The organism is Streptomyces sp. NPDC031049 (assembly GCF_055571015.1).
On record NZ_JBVIGC010000008.1, the window covers coordinates 68,188 to 85,331 of the forward strand.

17 protein-coding genes are annotated in these 17,144 nt (G+C 72.8%); 9 read left to right on the top strand and 8 right to left on the bottom strand.

Annotation, left to right across the window (positions count from 1 at the left end; all coding sequences use genetic code 11):
- Positions 1 to 101: 101 nt before the first annotated feature.
- Together ACZ45Q_RS15665 and ACZ45Q_RS15670 are read right to left on the bottom strand one after the other, a co-directional pair.
- A complete protein-coding gene (locus ACZ45Q_RS15665) occupies positions 102 to 1,637 on the bottom strand; it encodes a hypothetical protein (protein WP_468260585.1) in 1,536 nt (511 codons plus the stop codon).
- A complete protein-coding gene (locus ACZ45Q_RS15670; protein ID WP_468260588.1) occupies positions 1,603 to 2,358 on the bottom strand; it encodes a TnsA-like heteromeric transposase endonuclease subunit in 756 nt (251 codons plus the stop codon). Before ACZ45Q_RS15670 ends, ACZ45Q_RS15665 begins: the two co-directional genes overlap by 35 nt.
- A gap of 282 nt (positions 2,359 to 2,640) precedes the next feature.
- Here ACZ45Q_RS15670 and ACZ45Q_RS15675 point away from each other — a divergent pair, with 282 nt between their 5' ends.
- From ACZ45Q_RS15675 to ACZ45Q_RS15685, 3 genes are all read left to right on the top strand, one after another.
- A complete protein-coding gene (locus ACZ45Q_RS15675) occupies positions 2,641 to 3,162 on the top strand; it encodes a helix-turn-helix domain-containing protein (protein ID WP_468260591.1) in 522 nt (173 codons plus the stop codon).
- Between the two features lie 74 nt (positions 3,163 to 3,236).
- Positions 3,237 to 3,863 carry a hypothetical protein gene (locus ACZ45Q_RS15680; RefSeq protein ID WP_468260594.1) on the top strand — a complete coding sequence of 209 codons (627 nt, stop codon included), beginning with the start codon at positions 3,237 to 3,239 and terminating at the stop codon, positions 3,861 to 3,863.
- Positions 3,864 to 3,970: 107 nt separating this feature from the next.
- Positions 3,971 to 4,306: a DUF2516 family protein gene (locus tag ACZ45Q_RS15685; protein WP_468260597.1), complete on the top strand. Its 336-nt coding sequence runs from the start codon at positions 3,971 to 3,973 to the stop codon at positions 4,304 to 4,306.
- A gap of 107 nt (positions 4,307 to 4,413) precedes the next feature.
- Here ACZ45Q_RS15685 and ACZ45Q_RS15690 read toward each other — a convergent pair whose 3' ends face one another.
- From ACZ45Q_RS15690 to ACZ45Q_RS15700, 3 genes are all read right to left on the bottom strand, one after another.
- Positions 4,414 to 5,835, bottom strand: a complete 1,422-nt coding sequence (locus tag ACZ45Q_RS15690) for a PP2C family protein-serine/threonine phosphatase (protein ID WP_468260600.1) — start codon at positions 5,833 to 5,835, stop codon at positions 4,414 to 4,416.
- Between the two features lie 546 nt (positions 5,836 to 6,381).
- The gene (locus tag ACZ45Q_RS15695) at positions 6,382 to 7,461 is read right to left on the bottom strand and encodes a C40 family peptidase (protein ID WP_468260603.1); all 1,080 of its coding nucleotides are present in this window, start codon (positions 7,459 to 7,461) and stop codon (positions 6,382 to 6,384) included.
- A gap of 224 nt (positions 7,462 to 7,685) precedes the next feature.
- Positions 7,686 to 8,471 (bottom strand): class I SAM-dependent methyltransferase, encoded by a 786-nt coding sequence (locus ACZ45Q_RS15700; RefSeq protein ID WP_468261143.1) that lies wholly within the window; start codon positions 8,469 to 8,471, stop codon positions 7,686 to 7,688.
- 487 nt (positions 8,472 to 8,958) lie between these two features.
- On the opposite strand from ACZ45Q_RS15700, the gene mshA reads away from it, so the two are divergent.
- Together mshA and ACZ45Q_RS15710 are read left to right on the top strand one after the other, a co-directional pair.
- Positions 8,959 to 10,296, top strand: a complete 1,338-nt coding sequence (gene mshA / locus ACZ45Q_RS15705) for a D-inositol-3-phosphate glycosyltransferase (RefSeq protein WP_468260606.1) — start codon at positions 8,959 to 8,961, stop codon at positions 10,294 to 10,296.
- Positions 10,289 to 10,789 carry a type III secretion system chaperone family protein gene (locus tag ACZ45Q_RS15710; RefSeq protein WP_468260609.1) on the top strand — a complete coding sequence of 167 codons (501 nt, stop codon included), beginning with the start codon at positions 10,289 to 10,291 and terminating at the stop codon, positions 10,787 to 10,789. The genes mshA and ACZ45Q_RS15710 overlap by 8 nt, the downstream gene beginning before the upstream one ends.
- A 9-nt stretch (positions 10,790 to 10,798) precedes the next feature.
- Here ACZ45Q_RS15710 and ACZ45Q_RS15715 read toward each other — a convergent pair whose 3' ends face one another.
- Together ACZ45Q_RS15715 and ACZ45Q_RS15720 are read right to left on the bottom strand one after the other, a co-directional pair.
- On the bottom strand, positions 10,799 to 11,194 hold the full coding sequence (locus ACZ45Q_RS15715; RefSeq protein WP_468260612.1) for a hypothetical protein: 396 nt from the start codon (positions 11,192 to 11,194) through the stop codon (positions 10,799 to 10,801).
- A gap of 154 nt (positions 11,195 to 11,348) precedes the next feature.
- Positions 11,349 to 12,188, bottom strand: coding sequence for a helix-turn-helix transcriptional regulator (locus ACZ45Q_RS15720; RefSeq protein ID WP_468260615.1), 840 nt, complete (start codon positions 12,186 to 12,188; stop codon positions 11,349 to 11,351).
- 49 nt (positions 12,189 to 12,237) lie between these two features.
- Here ACZ45Q_RS15720 and ACZ45Q_RS15725 point away from each other — a divergent pair, with 49 nt between their 5' ends.
- Positions 12,238 to 12,666 carry a DUF2000 family protein gene (locus tag ACZ45Q_RS15725; protein ID WP_468260618.1) on the top strand — a complete coding sequence of 143 codons (429 nt, stop codon included), beginning with the start codon at positions 12,238 to 12,240 and terminating at the stop codon, positions 12,664 to 12,666.
- Positions 12,667 to 12,706: 40 nt separating this feature from the next.
- Here the strand turns inward: ACZ45Q_RS15725 and ACZ45Q_RS15730 are convergent, their stop codons facing one another.
- Positions 12,707 to 13,972 (bottom strand): MDR family MFS transporter, encoded by a 1,266-nt coding sequence (locus tag ACZ45Q_RS15730; protein ID WP_468261145.1) that lies wholly within the window; start codon positions 13,970 to 13,972, stop codon positions 12,707 to 12,709.
- Positions 13,973 to 14,138: 166 nt separating this feature from the next.
- Here ACZ45Q_RS15730 and ACZ45Q_RS15735 point away from each other — a divergent pair, with 166 nt between their 5' ends.
- The 3 genes from ACZ45Q_RS15735 to ACZ45Q_RS15745 all read left to right on the top strand — a co-directional run bounded on the left by ACZ45Q_RS15735 (position 14,139) and on the right by ACZ45Q_RS15745 (position 17,108).
- The gene (locus tag ACZ45Q_RS15735; RefSeq protein WP_468260621.1) at positions 14,139 to 14,900 is read left to right on the top strand and encodes a phosphoglyceromutase; all 762 of its coding nucleotides are present in this window, start codon (positions 14,139 to 14,141) and stop codon (positions 14,898 to 14,900) included.
- 261 nt (positions 14,901 to 15,161) lie between these two features.
- Positions 15,162 to 16,376, top strand: a complete 1,215-nt coding sequence (locus ACZ45Q_RS15740) for a hypothetical protein (RefSeq protein WP_468260624.1) — start codon at positions 15,162 to 15,164, stop codon at positions 16,374 to 16,376.
- Positions 16,377 to 16,472: 96 nt separating this feature from the next.
- Positions 16,473 to 17,108 carry a TOPRIM nucleotidyl transferase/hydrolase domain-containing protein gene (locus ACZ45Q_RS15745; RefSeq protein ID WP_468260627.1) on the top strand — a complete coding sequence of 212 codons (636 nt, stop codon included), beginning with the start codon at positions 16,473 to 16,475 and terminating at the stop codon, positions 17,106 to 17,108.
- Positions 17,109 to 17,144 lie beyond the last annotated feature (36 nt).

Genomic DNA, 17,144 nt, shown 5'->3' on the forward strand with positions numbered 1-17,144 from the left:
GCTCGCGCCAGAATTCGACGCATTCCAGGTAGGCAGCGAGAACCCGTCGGGGTGTCCGCTGTCGAAAGAGTCGATGGAGTCTCCGCTGCGCGTGGATGATCTCAGGGGCCCGGTTGAGGTTGAACTGCCCATCGACAGCGCCGGCGAAGTTGGCCATGTAGTGCCCGTGATGAGTGCGCGTCCAACCGCGGTGTTTTACGCAGAGGTGATGGTGCCCACTGATGACCCAGATTTCGACTTTCCAGTCGTCTCGTCCGGTGCGGGCCGCGACGCAGGCATGGCAGGCCCAGCTGCGGGCTAGACCTTCGTGCTGCTCGTGGGGCCACGAGCCTGGAGTAGCTACCTCGGGCAATTGCCGCAGTGCGGCCGGTGTAGCCGGTCACGTACTGGGCGAACATCGTCGCCACCGACCCCAGCGTCCGCTCGATGTGCGGCTTGTCGGTCGGGGTGTCCGGGTGTGCGGGCTGGAACGAGATCCCCAGGTGCCGGCAGGCATTGCGGAAGTTGTCCGAGATGAACGCCTTGCCGCGGTCGCTGACCACCGTCTCCGGAACGAGCACCGGCTTCGCGGCGGCCTTGGCCAGCCGCTCGTCCAGCGGCAACAGCGAGGCATAGGGCAGAACCGACCGCGACATGCGCAACGCATCCGACCAGCCGGGCCGCATCGGCTCCGGTGTCATCGCCCGGGCCAGCAGCAGCGCGGCGTCCACCGCCTTCGTCGATGGCCGCAGCACCACCGCCGCCAGCGTCCTGGTCGCCAGATCCACCAGCCCGGTCAGCTCGCAGCGGTCCACCGTCCCGTCATCGTGGACGACCATCACGTCCAGCGGCGTGGAGTCGATCTCCACCACCTCACCCGGCCGGGCTGCGGTCAGCTGCCCGAACATCCGCTTCGGCTGCTTGCCCACCGACCGGCGTGTGCGAGCCGAGCCCAACAGGTGCCGCCCCGTCGAAACCGCCTCCAGCAGCCGGTAGAACGTCGCCCTGGAGGGCATCGGGACCTCTCCGGCGCCGTGCTCATCCGCCAAGAGACGCTCGACCTGGTGCCGCAGCACCAGCGCGGACACCGTCGCCTCATTGGTCCGGCTGCTCACGACCTTCTCGATCGCGGCCACCACTCGCGGATCGGCCCGGCCCGTGCCGGTGGCCGACTTGCGCTGCCGCCCGTCCACCAAGCCCGCTACCCCCTCACGCTCGAAGCGAGACCGCATCCGGCGCAGCGTGCTCAACGCCACCTCCTCGCCGCCCTGCCGCAGTTCGGCGAGCTTGGCCAGCTCCCGCTGACGCACGGAGCGCACCTCCGGGTCGTACTCGGCCCTCACGGGCGTGTGAGGATCACCATCCACGCGGCCCGTCATCAGCTCGGTCAGATGCCGCTGCCACCACCGGGCCCGCTCCACCACTTCTTTCGGCAGCCCATCCAGCACGCCCTCCTCCGGCAACGGCGGGCGCGCAGGACCGGTGCTGAGCACGGCGAAGCCCTCCGAGGCCAGCAGGTGCCCCAGCAGCACGACGCTCGCCGCCTGGGCGTCGTCGACCAGGCGGACCGATGTGCCGTGCAGGGCGGCCACGGTGTGCTCCCGCCCGTCGAAGCGGACCCTGTCACCCAGCGACAGCAGCCGTGGACGCGTCGGCATCCCAGCCCACCTCCCCCACGGCTGTGGGCGCCGGCCGCACCAGCGACGCTGCTGACAAGCGCTCCGCCCGCGTCTCCGCTGTCAGCTCGCTGCGCCAGAGCAGGTGGTAGAGCACTGGCAGCACCGCGAGCGGATCCCCGACCGCGCGAGCCCCGGCCAGCAGCCCCAGTGGCTCGCTGAACGCTGCCAGCAGAGCGCTTGCCACCGGCTCCTGCCGAACCCTGGGATGCCGGTAGCCCGACAGCCACCGCAGATTCGCCGCCAACACCGGATCGAGAACCCCGACCCGTTCGTAGCCCCAGCCGACCCGGGCGCAGGCCTCTGCCGTCGCTGTGAACTTCGCCGCGTCCCCGGGCTCGATCCGCTCGTCAGGACGCACGTCCAGCACGACGGCAGTGCCCTCCCGGCGGCGTATGAAGTAGTCCGGTGTGTGCTTGATCCGCCGCCCCCGTCCGCCGTACCGCCAGGACAGCCGGAACGGCTGTGAGGCCACTGCCACCACGTCTGGTTCGGCGTCGAGTCGCATCAGGTGCCCGAGCTCTACCCACGACTCGTAGCCCACCAGCTCGGCGCAGGTCGCTGCCCAGTACCAGCCCGAGAAATTGCGCTGCCCCCTATACGACGGGAACGCGCGCACCTGTCCGGCCGCCTCGAACCGGACAGGCCACATCACTTCAAGCGCCCCGCCGAGCGACTCGCCTCGCGCATCGACGTACTCCAACCAGAAGTCCTCCGGCTCCACCAGGCACCCCCGACTCGGCGCTGACCAGGTGGAACGACCGTAGACAGCCGGATGCAGCGGTGGGTCAGAAAGAGCGAGACAGATCGGCAGATAGTCAAGGTTGACTGCGACACGCGATCAGATGGTTCAGATAGACCGAGACTGGGTCACCTTCAGCGAGACACGTCAGCTCCGCCTCCGCCCCCACCCGGCGACCGGCCGGGTGGGCACTTTTGCAAGCGGGTGCTTGCAATAGTTAGCAAGGTCCTGCATGGTGGAGACATGGCATCGCTCAACGTCGGCAATCTAGGCGAGTACCTGCGCGAGCAGCGGCGCAACGCGCAGCTGTCGCTGCGGCAGCTCGCCGATGCCGCGGGGGTGTCGAATCCGTATCTGAGCCAGATCGAGCGCGGGCTGCGCAAGCCGAGCGCGGAGGTGCTGCAGCAGGTCGCCAAGGCCCTGCGGATCTCCGCCGAGACGCTGTACGTGCGTGCCGGGATCCTCGACGCCGAGCGGGACGGGGAGGAGCGGCGCCATGACGGCGCGACGCGCGCCGTCATCCTCTCCGACCCCACGCTGCACGAGCGGCAGAAGCAGGTGCTGCTCCAGATCTACGACTCCTTCCGCAAGGAGAACGGGTTCGGGGCGGCCGACGGGAACGGCCCGGACGGCGACGGCGCCCTCGGCGACACCGCCTCCATATCCGGCCCGCGCGCGGCCGACGGCGACGCGACCGCCGTACGGCCCCGCCCCCGCACGACCGACGCCGGCAGCGACGCCGGCCCGCAGCAGACGGCCGGGTGAGCAAGCGACCAAGCCGGCCGAGCGCGGGAGCACCACCAACCCTCAGCAGAACGTGATCCGGGAGGACCGTCACCATGGCCATCACCGACGACCTGCGCAAGACCCTGTCCGACCCCAGGCCGCTCTACTTCGCCGCCGGCACCGCCGACCTGGCCTGGGAGCAGGCCAAGAAGGTGCCGGTGCTGGTGGAGCAGCTGCGCGCCGAGGCGCCGGCCCGTATCGAGGCCGTCCGCAACACCGACCCGAAGGCCGTCCAGGAGAAGGCCACGGCCCGCGTCAAGGAGACGCAGGGCACCATCCAGACCAAGGTCAACGACTTCCTCGGCTCCCTCGACACCGACCTGAAGAAGCTCGGCGAGACCGCTCAGGACTTCGCCCTGCGCGGGGTCGGCGTCGCCGCCGAGTACGCGGTCAAGGCCCGGGAGACCTACGAGAAGGTCGCCGAGCGCGGTGAGCAGACCGTGCGCACCTGGCGCGGCCAGGCCGCCGAGGGCATCGAGGACATGGCCGAGGGCGTGGAGGAGCTGGCCGTGGCCGTCGAGCCGAAGGCCGAGCCCGTCGAGGTCACCGAGGACAAGTCCACCGGGACCAAGCCGGCCTCCGCCGCGAAGAAGGCTCCCGCCCGGAAGGCCCCGGCGAAGAAGAGCACCACCGGCACCAACGGCACCACCGCCAAGAAGTCGACGCCGCCCGCCAAGTGAGAGCGGCGGCCTCCCGGCGGGCCGGGCACGTTTGGGGTGCCCGGCCCGTTCTCCGGGTACGGTGACCGCGTAAGGACGAGCCGAGTCGGGTGGTGGACGTAGTGCTGATGCAGGGTTTCGCAGGGTTCATGTGGCTGCTGAGCGTCGCCCTGATCCTTTTCAGCGGCTTCGCGTTGTTCGACGCCGCCATCCGCCGTGAGGACGCCTACCGCGCGGCCGACAAGAAGACCAAGCCCTTCTGGCTGATCATCCTCGGGCTCGCCTTCGTGGTGAACCTGGTCTTCAACATCCTGTCGTTCCTGCCGATCATCGGCCTCATCGCGACGATCGTGTACATGGTCGACGTACGGCCCGCGCTCCGCGGCCTGCCGGGCGGCGGCCGCAACGCGCGGCGCGGCTCCAGCAGCGACGGCCCGTACGGCCCGTGGAACGGCGGTCGCTGACCCACGCTCCGCTCCCGCGGCGGCGGCACGTCGTCGCGGCGGCAGGCCCGGCGTGAGCGAGGCGGTCGCGAGGCCGGCCGGCGTCGGGCGGCCGGTGGTCGTCCCGCCTAACCCGCCCGGTCCAGCAGCATCACCGCGACGTCGTCCGTCAGCTCGCCGCCGTTGAGCGCCCGCACCTCGTTCACCGCGGCCGTCAGCAGGCGCTCGCCGCGCAGGCCCTCGGCGAACTGCCGGCGGACCATCTCCACCATCCCGTCCTGTCCGAGCCGCTCCCGGCCCTCGCCGACGCGGCCCTCGATCAGCCCGTCGGTGTAGAGCATCAGGCTCCACTCGGCCCCCAGCTCCACCTGCATGCGCGGCCAGCGGGCGCCCGGCAGCAGGCCGAGCGCGGGGCCGTTGTTGTCGTACGGCAGCAGCCGGGCCGGCCGGCCGGGGCCCGCGACCAGCGGTGCCGGGTGGCCCGCCAGACACAGGCCGGCGCGCCGGCCGTCCGGCGCGATGTCCACCGTGCACAGCGTGGCGAAGGTCTCGTCGTCCGCCCGCTCGTGCTCCAGCACCTGCTGGAGCGTCCCCAGCAACTGGTCGCCGCAGAGCCCCGCCAGGGTCAGCGCGCGCCAGGCGATCCGCAGCTCCACGCCGAGCGCGGCCTCGTCCGGGCCGTGTCCGCAGACATCGCCGATCATGGCGTGCACGGTGCCGTCCGGGGTGCGGACGACGTCGTAGAAGTCACCGCCGAGCAGTGCGCGCGAGCGGCCGGGGCGGTAGCGGGCGGCGAAACGGAGCGAGGAGCCCTCCAGCAGCGGGGTGGGCAGCAGACCGCGCTCCAGCCGGCGGTTCTCCTGGGCGCGCAGCCTGCCCTCGGCCAGCCGCCGCTCGGCCGACTCCGACCGCTTGCGTTCGACGGCGTAGCGGATCGCGCGGCTCAGCAGCCGGCCGTCCAGCTCGTCGCGGAAGAGGTAGTCCTGGGCGCCGACCGCCACCGCCTCCGCGCCGCGCTCGGCGTCGGTCGACGCGGTGAGCGCGAGGACGGCGTGCCGGGGCGCCAGCTCCAGTACGTGCTTGAGCACCGCCAGCTCGTCGTCCCCGTCGGCGTCGCCGCCGCGGGGCGGGGCCGGCAGGGCGAGGTCCAGCAGGATGCAGTGGACGTCGTCGGTCAGCAGCCGCTCGGCCTCGGTGAGGTTGCGGGCCGTGCGGACGCGGATCGGCTTGCCGGCCTGGTCGAGCAGGTCGGGCACGATCGGCGAGCCGCCCGGGTCGTCCTCGATGAGCAGCAGCGTCAGGTTCGTGGGCGGCTGGTTGCCGTCGCGGTTGTCCGTGGGGTTCTCGCGTTTGTCCGTAGGGGTCTCGCGGCCGTCGGTCGTGGTCGCGCGCTGGTCCGTGGCGGCCGCGCGCTGGTCCGTGGTGTGCTCGACCTGGTCGGTGCCGAGCGGGGCCTGTTCCGTGGAAGGGCCGCCGCCCGGGGCCGCGGCCCGCGCCTGACCACTCTCCACGGCCGGGATCGCTCTCTGCCGCGGTACGGGTACGGGCATCGTCTTGGGTTCCTTCCCTCCCCCCGAGGGCATGGCGGGGCGAGGGACCTCGACCCACCGACGGGGACCATAGCGGGTGTCGGCGGCGCAGCGGAATGGTCCAGAACACTCGGCTCGGCCGTCGGCCACTGTCATATGCCGCGTTCCGTACCGCAGTTGGACAGCTCGGCGACGGGCCGGGGATGACGAACGTCACGTCCCGTGGGGGTTTGGTGAAGGCGGTGTGCGTGGAGTGCGTCACGTGGCACGCCTCACGCGCCCTGCGGCGGCTCGTGCGGGGGCTGTTCGGCGGCCGCGACCGTGATGCGGGGCACTCCGGGGCGGGGTGGTTCGCCGATCCGCCGCGGCACGGCGGACGTGGCCGGATGCGGCGCATGCGTGGGTCGTGGCGGACACGGCGGGGGTGCGGCCCGTGCGTGGGGCCGTGGCGGACACGGCAGGGATGTGGCGCGTGCGCGGGTCCGTGGTGGACGTGGCCGGGACGCTGCGCGTGTGCGGGGCTGGGGCGGACACGACCGGGACGCTGCGCGTGCCGTGTGCCGTGGCTCACGCGTCCGGCCGGACCACCCCGAGGATCGGCATCGAGCCCGCGCCCGCGATCGTCACCGACCGGCCCGGCCGCGGGGCGTGGACCACCTTGCCGTCGCCGACGTACATGCCGACGTGGCTGGCGTCCTCGAAGTAGATGATCAGATCGCCGGGCCGCATGTCCGCCACGTCGACCCGGCGCAGCTGCTTCCACTGCGCCTGCGAGGTGCGCGGGATGCCCTGGCCGGCCGCGGCCCAGGCCTGGGAGGTCAGGCCGGAGCAGTCGTACGCCTTCGGTCCCTCGGCGCCCCACTGGTACGGCTTGCCGATCTGGGCGGTGGCGTACTCCACGGCCTTCAGGCCGCGCTCGGTGGCCTTGCCGGTCATCCCCTCCATGACGCCGGAGCCCAGCCAGGCGGCCTGCGCCTCGGCCTGAGCCTCCCGCTCCAGCCGTTCGAGGCGCTCCCGCTCCTCCTGCTCCAGCTCGGACTCCAGCTTCTCGGCCGCCGCGATCTGCTTCTCGACCTTCTTCTGGGCGGCGGCCTTCTTCTTGCGGTTCTCCTCCAGCTTCTTCCACTGGGCGGAGGCGTCGGCCGCGTACGTCTTCAAGTCCTGCTGGGTGCGGGACAGTTCCTCGAGCATGCCCTTCGTGCCGCGCTGGCCCTGGAGCACGCGGCCGGTGTTGTCGAGGAACTCCCCGGGGTCCTCGCTCAGCATCAGCTTGGCCTCGTCGGGCAGTCCGCCGGTGCGGTACTGGGCGCGGGCGGCGGCGCCGGCCCGGTCCTTGAGCCGGTCCAGCTTCTTCTGCCCCTCGACGATCTTCTCGGCCAGCTCGACGATCTGGGCCGACTGCTGCTCCGCCTTCTCCTCCGCCGCGTTGTACTCGTCGGTGGCGACGGCGGCGGCGCGGTACAGCTTGTCGAGCTGCTTGCGCACGGCCTCCAGGTCCTTGCCGGGCTCTGCGGTGGCGGGGGCGGTCGCCGACGGCGACGGCGCGGGACCGGGGTCCGCGAACGCCGTGCCCGGTGCGGCCAGCACGGTGACCGCGCAGACCACGGTCACGGCCGCAGCGATCAGGCCACTCTTCCCCGTCCCCATACCCCAGCCCCCAAACTGATTAACCGTCAGTAACGTCGGTTCGCCTGGGGGATCGTGCCATGCCGGCGCGGAAAACGACAGAGGCGGACCCGCTCCCCGTCGGCCACCCGGCACCGCGGTTCCCCCGCAGTGTGACGAACGCCGCACGGAGATCGTTCCCCTCCGGCGGTCGGGCTGAGCGGGGTGCGTATGAGGGTGGTTCGCGGGGGAGGGAGGGCAGCCCGTCAGTGCCGTGGGGCCAACGCCGCCCAGCGGACCGTCACTTCGCCCTGCCGCCACCGCACCGGCCCGTCCGTCACCGGCCAGTCGGCCGTCAGGTCCCGCACCGCCCGCATCCAGCGCTGGCGGGCGCCGTAGGAGGCGTAGGGCGCGGCGGCGGCCCAGGCGCGGTCGAAGTCGCGCAGGAAGGCGTGCACCGGCTCGCCGGGGACGTTGCGGTGGATGAGCGCCTTCGGCAGCCGCTCCGCCAGGTCCGAGGGGCGCTCCAGGGAGCCCAGCCGGGTCGCGAAGGTGACGGTGCGCGGCCCCTCCGGGCCGAGCGCGACCCAGACGTGCCGGCGGCCGATCTCGTCGCAGGTGCCCTCCACCAGCAGGCCGCCCCGCGCGTGCCCGCCGGCCGGCGCGAGCCGTGCGCACAGCCGCTGCCAGACGGCGGCGACCTCGCTCTCGTCGTACTGCCGCAGCACGTTCGCCGCCCGGATCAGCAGGGGCCGCCGGGCGAGCGGGACCTCGAAGCCGCCGTGCCGGAAGGCGAGGCCCTCGCGCGCGTACGGCGCCGCCGCCGCGACCCGGGCCGGGTCGATCTCGACGCCGACCACCCGCGTGCGCGGCGCGACGCCGCGCAGCCGGTGCAGCAGCTCGACGGCCGTCCAGGGGGCCGCGCCGTACCCCAGGTCCACGGCGACGGGGTCGTCGGCCCGGCGCAGCTCGGCGCCGTGCGTGGCCGCGATCCAGCGGTCCATGCGGCGCAGCCGGTTCGGATTGGTCGTCCCGCGCGTGATCGTGCCCACGACGGGGGCCGCACCGCTCGGGCGCGGCCGTGGGCGGGAGGGGGCCGTGGCGCGGGATGTCATGCGTACGAGGGTATGCGGGGCCGGGGCGGCGCCCTCGGGTCGTTCCGCGCGCGGGCCCCTGCGAGGGGCGGGGCCGCGGAGCCCGCCGGCCGGTCCGGTCCGCGTGGGGCGGGGCCGCGGAGCCTGCCGGCCGGTCCGGTCCGCGTGGGGCGGGGCCGCGGAGCCTGCCGGCCGGTCCGGTCCGCGAGGGGCGGGGCCGCGGAGCCCGCCGGCCGGGCCGTTCCGGGGCGTCCTCCCGGACGCGCCCCGCCTTCGAACGGTTGATCGATGGCCGGTAATGATTCGGCAAAGGCCGGGAAACCGGAAATGGGAGCGCGGCACTCCGGCGTTGCACCCCGGTGGAGGGCGGCCCCTGCCCTCCAGACCCGTCCGCGGACCGGGCCGGCCGGCCCGGGGACCGCCCCGCAGCGAGGAGGAACGACACGTGAGCCAGTACGTCAGCAGGCTCGGGCGTCGCTCCCCGGCGGCACCCCCGCGGCTGCGGCTGCACCGGCGCCCCCGGCGGGTGGCCATGCTCTCCGTGCACACCTCCCCGCTGCACCAGCCCGGCACCGGCGACGCCGGCGGCATGAACGTCTACATCGTGGAGCTCGCGCAGCGCCTGGCCGCCCTCAACATCGAGGTCGAGATCTTCACGCGTGCGACGGCCGGGGAGCTGTCGCCCGCCGTCCAGCTCGCCCCCGGCGTGCTCGTGCGGCACGTCGACGCCGGCCCTTACGAGGGCCTCGCCAAGGAGGACCTCCCGGCGCAGCTGTGCGCCTTCACGCACGGCGTGATGCAGGCCTGGGCCGGGCACCGCCCCGGCTACTACGACCTGGTCCACTCCCACTACTGGCTCTCCGGCCACGTCGGCTGGCTCGCCGCCCAGCGCTGGGGCGTCCCCCTGGTGCACGCCATGCACACCATGGCCAAGGTCAAGAACGCCAACCTGGCCGAGGGCGACACCCCCGAGCCCGCCGCCCGGGTCATCGGCGAGACGCAGGTGGTCGCCGCCTCCGACCGGCTGATCGCCAACACCGCCGAGGAGGCCGACGAACTGGTCCGGCACTACTCCGCCGACCCCGCCCGCGTCGCCGTCGTGCACCCCGGCGTGAACCTCGACCGGTTCCGCCCGGCCGACGGGCGCGCCGCCGCCCGCGCCCGCCTCGGGCTGCCGCAGGACGCGCTGATCCCGCTCTTCGCCGGCCGCATACAGCCCCTGAAGGCCCCCGACGTGCTGCTGCGCGCCGTCGCCGTCCTGCTGGAGGAACGCCCCGAGCTGCGCTCCCGGATCCTCGTCCCCGTCGTCGGCGGCCCGAGCGGCAGCGGCCTCGCCAAGCCGGAGGGCCTTCAGAAGCTGGCCGCCCGGCTCGGTGTCGCGGACGTGGTGTGCTTCCGGCCGCCGGTCGGCCAGGAACAGCTCGCCGACTGGTTCCGGGCCGCGTCCGTGCTGGTCATGCCGTCGTACAGCGAGTCCTTCGGGCTGGTCGCCATCGAGGCGCAGGCGGCCGGCACGCCGGTGCTCGCCGCGTCCGTCGGCGGCCTGCCGGTCGCCGTGCGCGACGGGCACACCGGCTTCCTGGTCCAGGGCCACGACCCGGCCGCCTACGCGCGCGTGCTGCGCGACTTCGCCGACGATCCCGGCCTCACGCCCCGCATGGGCGAGGCCGCCGCCCGGCACGCCCAGTCCTTCGGCTGGGACACGGCCGCCGCCGCCACGGCCGACGTCTACACGGCCGCCGTGCAGGCCCACCGGCGTCGCGTACGCTCGCTGCATGGCTGACGCACAGAAGGCGGCACAGATCCTCGAGGGCGCCCTGAGGGACGCCGAACTGGAGTGGGAGAGCCCCGAGCCCGGCACCTACGTGGTGAAGCTGCCCGGCACCCGCAAGCTGTCGACGACGGTCTCCCTGATCCTCGGCCGCCACTCCCTCTCCCTGAACGCCTTCGTCGTCCGCCACCCCGACGAGAACGAGGCGGGCGTCCACCGCTGGCTCCTGGAGCGCAACCTCAAGCTGTACGGCATGAGCTACGCCGTCGACGGCCACGGCGACGTCTACGTCACGGCCCGGCTGCCGCTGGCCGCCGTCACCGCCGACGAGGTCGACCGCCTCCTCGGCCAGGTGCTGGAGGCCGCCGACGGGGCCTTCAACACGCTGCTGGAGCTGGGCTTCGCGACCGCGATCCGCAAGGAGTACGCCTGGCGGGTGTCCCGCGGTGAGTCGACGCGCAACCTGGAGGCGTTCGGCCACCTGACACGGCGCTCCACCGACTGACGCCGCCGTTCAACCGACGACGCGGTCGCGGTAGGCCTGGAAGGCGTGCCAGCCGGCCGTGTCCCCCGGGGCCAGGAAGCCGCCGGTGGAGCAGTCGAGCGCCCTGCACTCCAAGGCGTCCGCGAGGCGCAGGATGTGCGGGAGCACACCGTCACCGCCGCCGCGTATGTGGAGCATGACGGTGTCGACGGGGTCCTGCGCGCCCGTGTTCAGCTCCATGGACCAGCCCGCGCCGGACAGCTCGCCCCAGGACGGGTCGGTCAGGTCGGCGGCGGGAGCGGCCGCCCGCACGGCCGCCAGGACCTCCTCGCGCCGGCCGAGCGGCGGCGGGGACCAGCCGTCGGGGAGCTCCTCCATGGAAGCCGCGCCTCCTGGCAGGCGCAGCAGCAGAACGTCCCAGCTCATCGGTGCTCTCCAGTTCTTCGGACGGACGTCGGACGGAAGCGGACGGACGACGCACGGAAACAGGCGGACGACGGACGGAAACACGCGGACGACCTGAATGCCGTACGGGAATCATGGCAGCGACCACTGACAATCCCCTTCCGGCGGCGGAGGTTCAGCGTGCGCTGCCGCGGTAGCGGCCGGGCGTGACGCCCACCAGCCGCTTGAAGTGCCGGGTCAGGTGCGCCTGGTCGTAGAAGCCGGTGGCGGCGGCCACCTCGGACGGTGTGCCGCCGGCCAGCAGCAGCCGGCGGGCCCGGTCGACGCGGCGCGACATCAGGTACTGGTGCGGGGCGATGCCGTACGCGGTGCTGAACGCCCGTACGAGATGGGCGGGGTGGGCCGGCAGCAGGTCCGTGGCCTCGGTCAGGGTCAGCCCGTCGACGACGCGCTCGTCGAGCAGTTCGCGCAGCCGGCGGGCGAGTGCGGGGTCCTTGCGCCGTGCCCGGTCCCCGCGCGGCCCGTACTGCTCCGCCGTCCGGCCGGGCAGCAGGTGGGCCCGCAGCCGCTCCCCGACCAGCGTCAGCCGGCTCTCCGCCTCCAGTTCGTCCCCGGGGCAGGCGAGTGCCGTGTGCAACTGTCCGACCCGGCGCCGCAGCACCGGGTCACGCAGGTCGGGCCCGTCGACGGCGGCCCCGATCAGCTCCTCGGGCAGATACGCGGTGTCCAGGTACAGCACCCGCTTGCGGAAGCCGTCCGGGGTGGCGGCGGAGCCGTTGTGGGGCACGTGCGGCGGCAGCAGGGTCACCGTGTCGTGCGGGGTGCCGTGCTCGTGCCGGTCCAGGTCGTAGCGCACGGCGCCGTCGTCCACGATCAGCAGCGTCCACGCCTCGTGGACGTGCATCGGGTAGGCGTACTCGGTGAAGCGGGCGTGGAAGACCTCCGTGACGCCCGCGACCCTCGGGCGCCACGCGGAGACCTGCTCCCGCCGGGCAGGAGGCCGTGCGGCGACCATGCAAAGAACGTACAAGACCGGGCCGTACGGCGACCGGCAGTCTCGCCCTATGAACGACCTGGAACCGATCCGCTTCGACACCAAGATCGCCGTCCTGCTCCGCGAGGACCTGGAGCCGTGGCAGCGCCTGAACGTCACCGCCTTCCTCGTCAGCGGCCTCGGCACGCAGGTCCCCGAGGTGGTCGGGGAGCCGTACGAGGACGCGGACGGCGTCGCCTACCTGCCGATGTTCCGCCAGCCGGTCCTGGTGCTGGAGGGCAGCAAGGAGACGCTGACGAAGGCCCACGCGCGCGTGCTCTCCCGGTCACTGCCCCGTGCCGTCTTCACCTCCGACCTGTTCACCACCGGCAACGACCGCGACAACCGGGCGGCGGTGCGGGCCGTGCCGACGGCGGAGCTGGACCTGGTGGGGCTGGCGGTGCACGGCCCGCGGAACGCGGTGGACAAGGCGCTGAAGGGGGCGCGGATGCACCCCTGAGCCGCGGACGCACCCCCCGGTGCCCGTGGGCCGCACTGTTTCAGACGGCGCTGACCTCGGGCTTCGCGGGAGCCGGCGCCTCCGGGGCGGCCGGTTCCGCTGCCGGCAGCCGCCGCATCAGGGCCGCGTAGCCGAGCCCCGCGACCGTGCCGACGACCGCACACAGTCCCCACAGCCAGTCGGCGCCGTACCGGTCGATGACCAGGCCGGACATCAGGGGGGCGACGAGGGAGGCGACGGACCAGGACAGGGTGTACATGCCCTGGTAGCGCCCGCGCCCGTGCACCGGGGACAGCCGTACGACCAGCCCGGTCTGCGTCGGCGCGTTCACGATCTCGGCCAGTGTCCACACGCACACCGTGAGGGCGAAGACCCCGACGGACCCGGCGAACGCGGTGAGCCCGAAGCCGTAGCCGGCCAGCAGGGACGAGACGACCAGCAGCTGCCGCGGGTCCCGGTGCTCGATGAACCGGGTGACCGGGATCTGAAGGACGACGATCAGCACGCCGTTGACGGCGATCGCCATGCCGTAGTCCGCGGCCGAGAACCCGGCCTCGCCCATGGCCACCGGCAGCCCCACCATGCCCTGCTGGAAGATCAGCGCGACCAGGAAGGACAGCACGACCACCCCCATGAACCGCCCGTCCCGCAGCACGGTCCCGAGCGACACGGCGTCCGAACCGTCCCCCGCGCCCTGGGCCTCCTCGGTCCGCGGCCGGGACTCGGGCAGCTTCACGAAGACGACGATCGCGCAGGCCATGGTCATGCCGGCCTCGATCAGGAACCCGGCGAGATAGCTGAACTCGGCGATGAACCCGGCGGCCATGGACGACACGGCGAACCCGAGGTTGATGGCCCAGTAGTTGAGCGAGAACGCCCTGATCCGGTCCTCGGGGCGCACGATGTCGGCCATCATCGCCTGCACCGCGGGCCGCGAGGCGTTGCTGGCCATGCCGACGAGGAAGGCGACGCCGGCGATGGCCACGGGGTCGTGCACGAAGCCGAGCAGCGCGACGGTCACGGCGGTGGACGCCTGCGCGACGAGCAGCGTGGGCCGCCGCCCGAGCCGGTCGGTCATCACCCCGGCGACCAGCGAGGAGACCACCCCGCCCAGTCCGTGCAGGGCCGCGACCAGACCGGCGTAGGCGGCGGAGTGGCCGCGGTCGAGGGTCAGGTACAGCGCCATGAAGGTGGCGACGAAGCAGCCGAGCCGGTTGACCAGCGTGCTGACCCACAGCCACCAGAACGCGCGGGGGAGCCCGGAGACGGACTCCCGCACGGCACGCCGTGCTCTGACCAGTGGCATCGCCTTGCCGAGTGACATCGCCGCCCCCGAGATGTAAGTGCCCAATCAGCTCGGCACAACTTACGAAGGCGGGCCCGGGGAAGCCACTCGATTAACAGATGCCGTCAACTGTCCGGCTGTCGGGCGGGCACGCGAGGGGGCGAATCCGTGGATTACGCTCTGAGACATGGCCGACGCACCGTACAAGCTGATCCTCCTCCGCCACGGCGAGAGCGAGTGGAACGAGAAGAACCTGTTCACCGGCTGGGTGGACGTCAACCTCACCCCGAAGGGCGAGAAGGAGGCGACGCGCGGCGGCGAGCTGCTGAAGGACGCCGGCCTGCTCCCCGACGTGGTCCACACGTCCCTCCAGAAGCGCGCGATCCGCACCGCGCAGCTCGCCCTCGAGTCCGCCGACCGCCTCTGGATCCCGGTCCACCGCTCCTGGCGCCTGAACGAGCGCCACTACGGCGCCCTCCAGGGCAAGGACAAGGCCCAGACGCTCGCCGAGTTCGGCGAGGAGCAGTTCATGCTGTGGCGCCGCTCGTACGACACCCCGCCGCCGCCGCTGGACCGCGACGCCGAGTACTCCCAGTTCTCGGACCCGCGCTACGCGACCCTCCCGCCGGAGCTGCGCCCGCAGACGGAGTGCCTGAAGGACGTCGTCGTCCGCATGCTGCCGTACTGGTTCGACAGCATCGTCCCCGACCTCCTCACCGGCCGCGTCGTCCTGGTCGCCGCCCACGGCAACAGCCTGCGCGCCCTGGTCAAGCACCTGGACGGCATCTCCGACGCCGACATCGCGGGCCTGAACATCCCCACGGGCATCCCGCTCAGCTATGAACTGGACGCCGACTTCAAGCCGGTCAACCCGGGCGGCACGTACCTGGACCCGGAGGCGGCGAAGGCGGCCATCGAGGCCGTGAAGAACCAGGGCAAGAAGAAGTAAGCCGAGTGTCGAAGGAGCCTCTGCCCTGAGGTCTTCCCTCAGGAGGGGGCTCTTCGTTCATCACCTCGGGACAGCGCTGCCGACGACGTCCGCCGACTCGTCGGCAGCGGATGGTGCGGGCGGGCGAGCCAGAAGGCCGCATACCCCCGATCCGTCACCGCCGGATACCCGGGACCGGTCACCGTCCAACTCCGCGGATATGTTCGGGTGGCCGGAGTGGTCCGGGCTGGTACGGGTGGGCTCAGGGAAGCCGAGGGGCGGATGGACGCAGGGGCAGTGGTCGCGCGGTTGGACGAGGTCCGTGCGGCCGACGTGAGGACGCGGGACCGGGTCTGCGACGAGGTGGCCGCGGAACTGCTCGCGGCGGGCACACCGCCGGCGTTCGAGGTGCGGTCCGCCGACCTCCGGCTCGATCCCTACTTCATGTGCGCCGACCGCTACTGGCGTCAGCGCTTCCGGCAGCGGCCGAACGCCGCGACGGCCGTCGAGTGCGCTCGGTGGATGGAAGACCGTGTGACGGACGCCGGTTGGGGTGCCGTCGCGGAGCAGTGGGCCCTCGGCAACGGCTTCCTGAACCGGGGGGCCGTGGAGTCCGCGGATCAGCTCGCGGCGACGCTGGACGGGGCGGGCGGGGGCGGCGAGGCGGCGCGCGTCGCGTACTTCGTCACCCTGTTCCACGCGGGCAAGTTGCGGGCGAACTTCTGCTTCGACGAGTTGCACGCCTTCCTGGAGTTCTCCCCCACGTCCGTGGCCGCGGGCCGGCTGCGCGCCGAACCCGTCTTCGTCGCGCTCCGGTCGTTCGCCGCGTTCGGCAGCCGGTCGCTGACCGTCGAGCACGCCGTCGAGTTGCTGGAGCAGGCCTGGTCCGCGTCCGGGCGGACCCGGCACACCGTGGACATCTGCCTCAACGGCCTGGCGTTCGCCGCCCCCTTCCCGGGGCAGGGAGAGCTGCTGCGCCGCCACGCCGAGGAGGCGGTGCGGGCCCATCCCGGCGACCACATGTTCCATGCCCGTCTGGCCACCGGGCTGCACATGTGCGGGGAGCACGACGCGGCGTTGGAGAACATCGACAGGGCCCTGGCGCTCCTGGCGGCGTTCCCCACCCCCAGCCTCGGCGCTCTGCAGGATCAGTACCTCACGAGGAGGGACGCGATCCAGGAGGGCAGGCTGCGTGCCCTCAGGGACGCGGAGCAGCAGCGCCGGTGGGATCGGCAGGCCGCGGCCAACGCCCAGTTGGAACGCTCCCTCCACACCTCTTCGGTACGAGCCGTCGAGGTCGTCGCCGTCTTCACGGCCGCCATCGCCTTCGCCGTCGGTTCCCTCCAGGTCACCCTGAACGGAAAGCTGCCGCTGTCCGACCGACTGTGGCTGCTGGCCGCACAGGGCGCCGGCCTCGCGGTCTTCGCTCTGCTGATAGTCGGCGGGACCTGGCTCATCACCCGAAGTCACCATCAGCGGGACCGCGGTGGCGAGTGACGGGCCGGGGACCCGGGGCGCCACGACGGCAAGCGATGCTTCCAGCGCAAGAGGAAATCCCTGGCGCCGGGCACCGAGTGGGCGGAGACTCGTCCCATGGCTGACATGGCGGCTTTCCGGGACGCGGTCGGTGACTGGGCGGCCGGGGGCACGGCTGGGGCCGCCCGGGAGCTGGCCGAGCGGCTGGGGGTCCGGGTGGCCGTACTGCTCGAAGAGCCGAGCGACGTGGCGGCCGTCGACGCGCTGGCCGAGCGGCGCGGGCGGGATCTGGAGGCCGAGGGGGTCTGCGTCCTGTCGATGGGCGGGGCGATGAGCGTCGGGCGGTTCGCGCAGGTGCTCGGGCCGCCCGGGCTGGGGCTGCGCCTCACCGGGCTGTGCGACGAGCGGGAGCGGCCGTACTACGTCCGGGGCCTGGAGCGGGCCGGTGCGGGCGGTGCGGGGAGCGGGGCCGGTTCGGCGTTCTTCGTCTGCGTGGCGGACCTGGAGGACGAGTTGATCCGCGCACTGGGTGTGGCGCGGGTGGCGGAGCTGGTGCGGCAGGAGGGCGATCTGCGTGCCCTGGAGACCTTTCAGCGGCAGCCCGCGCAGCAGGGGCGCAGCGCCCAGCAGCAGTTGCGGCGGTTCTTCGGTACCAAGAAGGGACGGAAGATCCACTACGGCCGGGTGCTGACCGAGGCGCTCGCACCCGACCGCGTTCCCGCTCCGCTCGACGGTCTGCTCGCCGCGGTGTGAGGGGCGGGCGGCTCCGGCCGGGCGGCAGCGGGGACC

What these genes read in the sequence shown, in the direction of transcription:
- ACZ45Q_RS15665 (WP_468260585.1), bottom strand. Translation starts at nt 1,637, where the DNA reads ATGCCGACGCGTCCACGGCTGCTGTCGCTGGGTGACAGGGTCCGCTTC.
- ACZ45Q_RS15680 (WP_468260594.1), top strand. Translation starts at nt 3,237, where the DNA reads ATGGCCATCACCGACGACCTGCGCAAGACCCTGTCCGACCCCAGGCCG.
- ACZ45Q_RS15745 (WP_468260627.1), top strand. Translation starts at nt 16,473, where the DNA reads ATGGCTGACATGGCGGCTTTCCGGGACGCGGTCGGTGACTGGGCGGCC.
- ACZ45Q_RS15715 (WP_468260612.1), bottom strand. Translation starts at nt 11,194, where the DNA reads ATGAGCTGGGACGTTCTGCTGCTGCGCCTGCCAGGAGGCGCGGCTTCC.
- ACZ45Q_RS15730 (WP_468261145.1), bottom strand. Translation starts at nt 13,972, where the DNA reads ATGCCACTGGTCAGAGCACGGCGTGCCGTGCGGGAGTCCGTCTCCGGG.
- ACZ45Q_RS15735 (WP_468260621.1), top strand. Translation starts at nt 14,139, where the DNA reads ATGGCCGACGCACCGTACAAGCTGATCCTCCTCCGCCACGGCGAGAGC.
- ACZ45Q_RS15710 (WP_468260609.1), top strand. Translation starts at nt 10,289, where the DNA reads ATGGCTGACGCACAGAAGGCGGCACAGATCCTCGAGGGCGCCCTGAGG.
- ACZ45Q_RS15675 (WP_468260591.1), top strand. Translation starts at nt 2,641, where the DNA reads ATGGCATCGCTCAACGTCGGCAATCTAGGCGAGTACCTGCGCGAGCAG.
- ACZ45Q_RS15695 (WP_468260603.1), bottom strand. Translation starts at nt 7,461, where the DNA reads ATGGGGACGGGGAAGAGTGGCCTGATCGCTGCGGCCGTGACCGTGGTC.
- ACZ45Q_RS15690 (WP_468260600.1), bottom strand. Translation starts at nt 5,835, where the DNA reads ATGCCCGTACCCGTACCGCGGCAGAGAGCGATCCCGGCCGTGGAGAGT.
- ACZ45Q_RS15740 (WP_468260624.1), top strand. Translation starts at nt 15,162, where the DNA reads ATGGACGCAGGGGCAGTGGTCGCGCGGTTGGACGAGGTCCGTGCGGCC.
- ACZ45Q_RS15685 (WP_468260597.1), top strand. Translation starts at nt 3,971, where the DNA reads ATGCAGGGTTTCGCAGGGTTCATGTGGCTGCTGAGCGTCGCCCTGATC.
- ACZ45Q_RS15725 (WP_468260618.1), top strand. Translation starts at nt 12,238, where the DNA reads ATGAACGACCTGGAACCGATCCGCTTCGACACCAAGATCGCCGTCCTG.
- ACZ45Q_RS15720 (WP_468260615.1), bottom strand. Translation starts at nt 12,188, where the DNA reads ATGGTCGCCGCACGGCCTCCTGCCCGGCGGGAGCAGGTCTCCGCGTGG.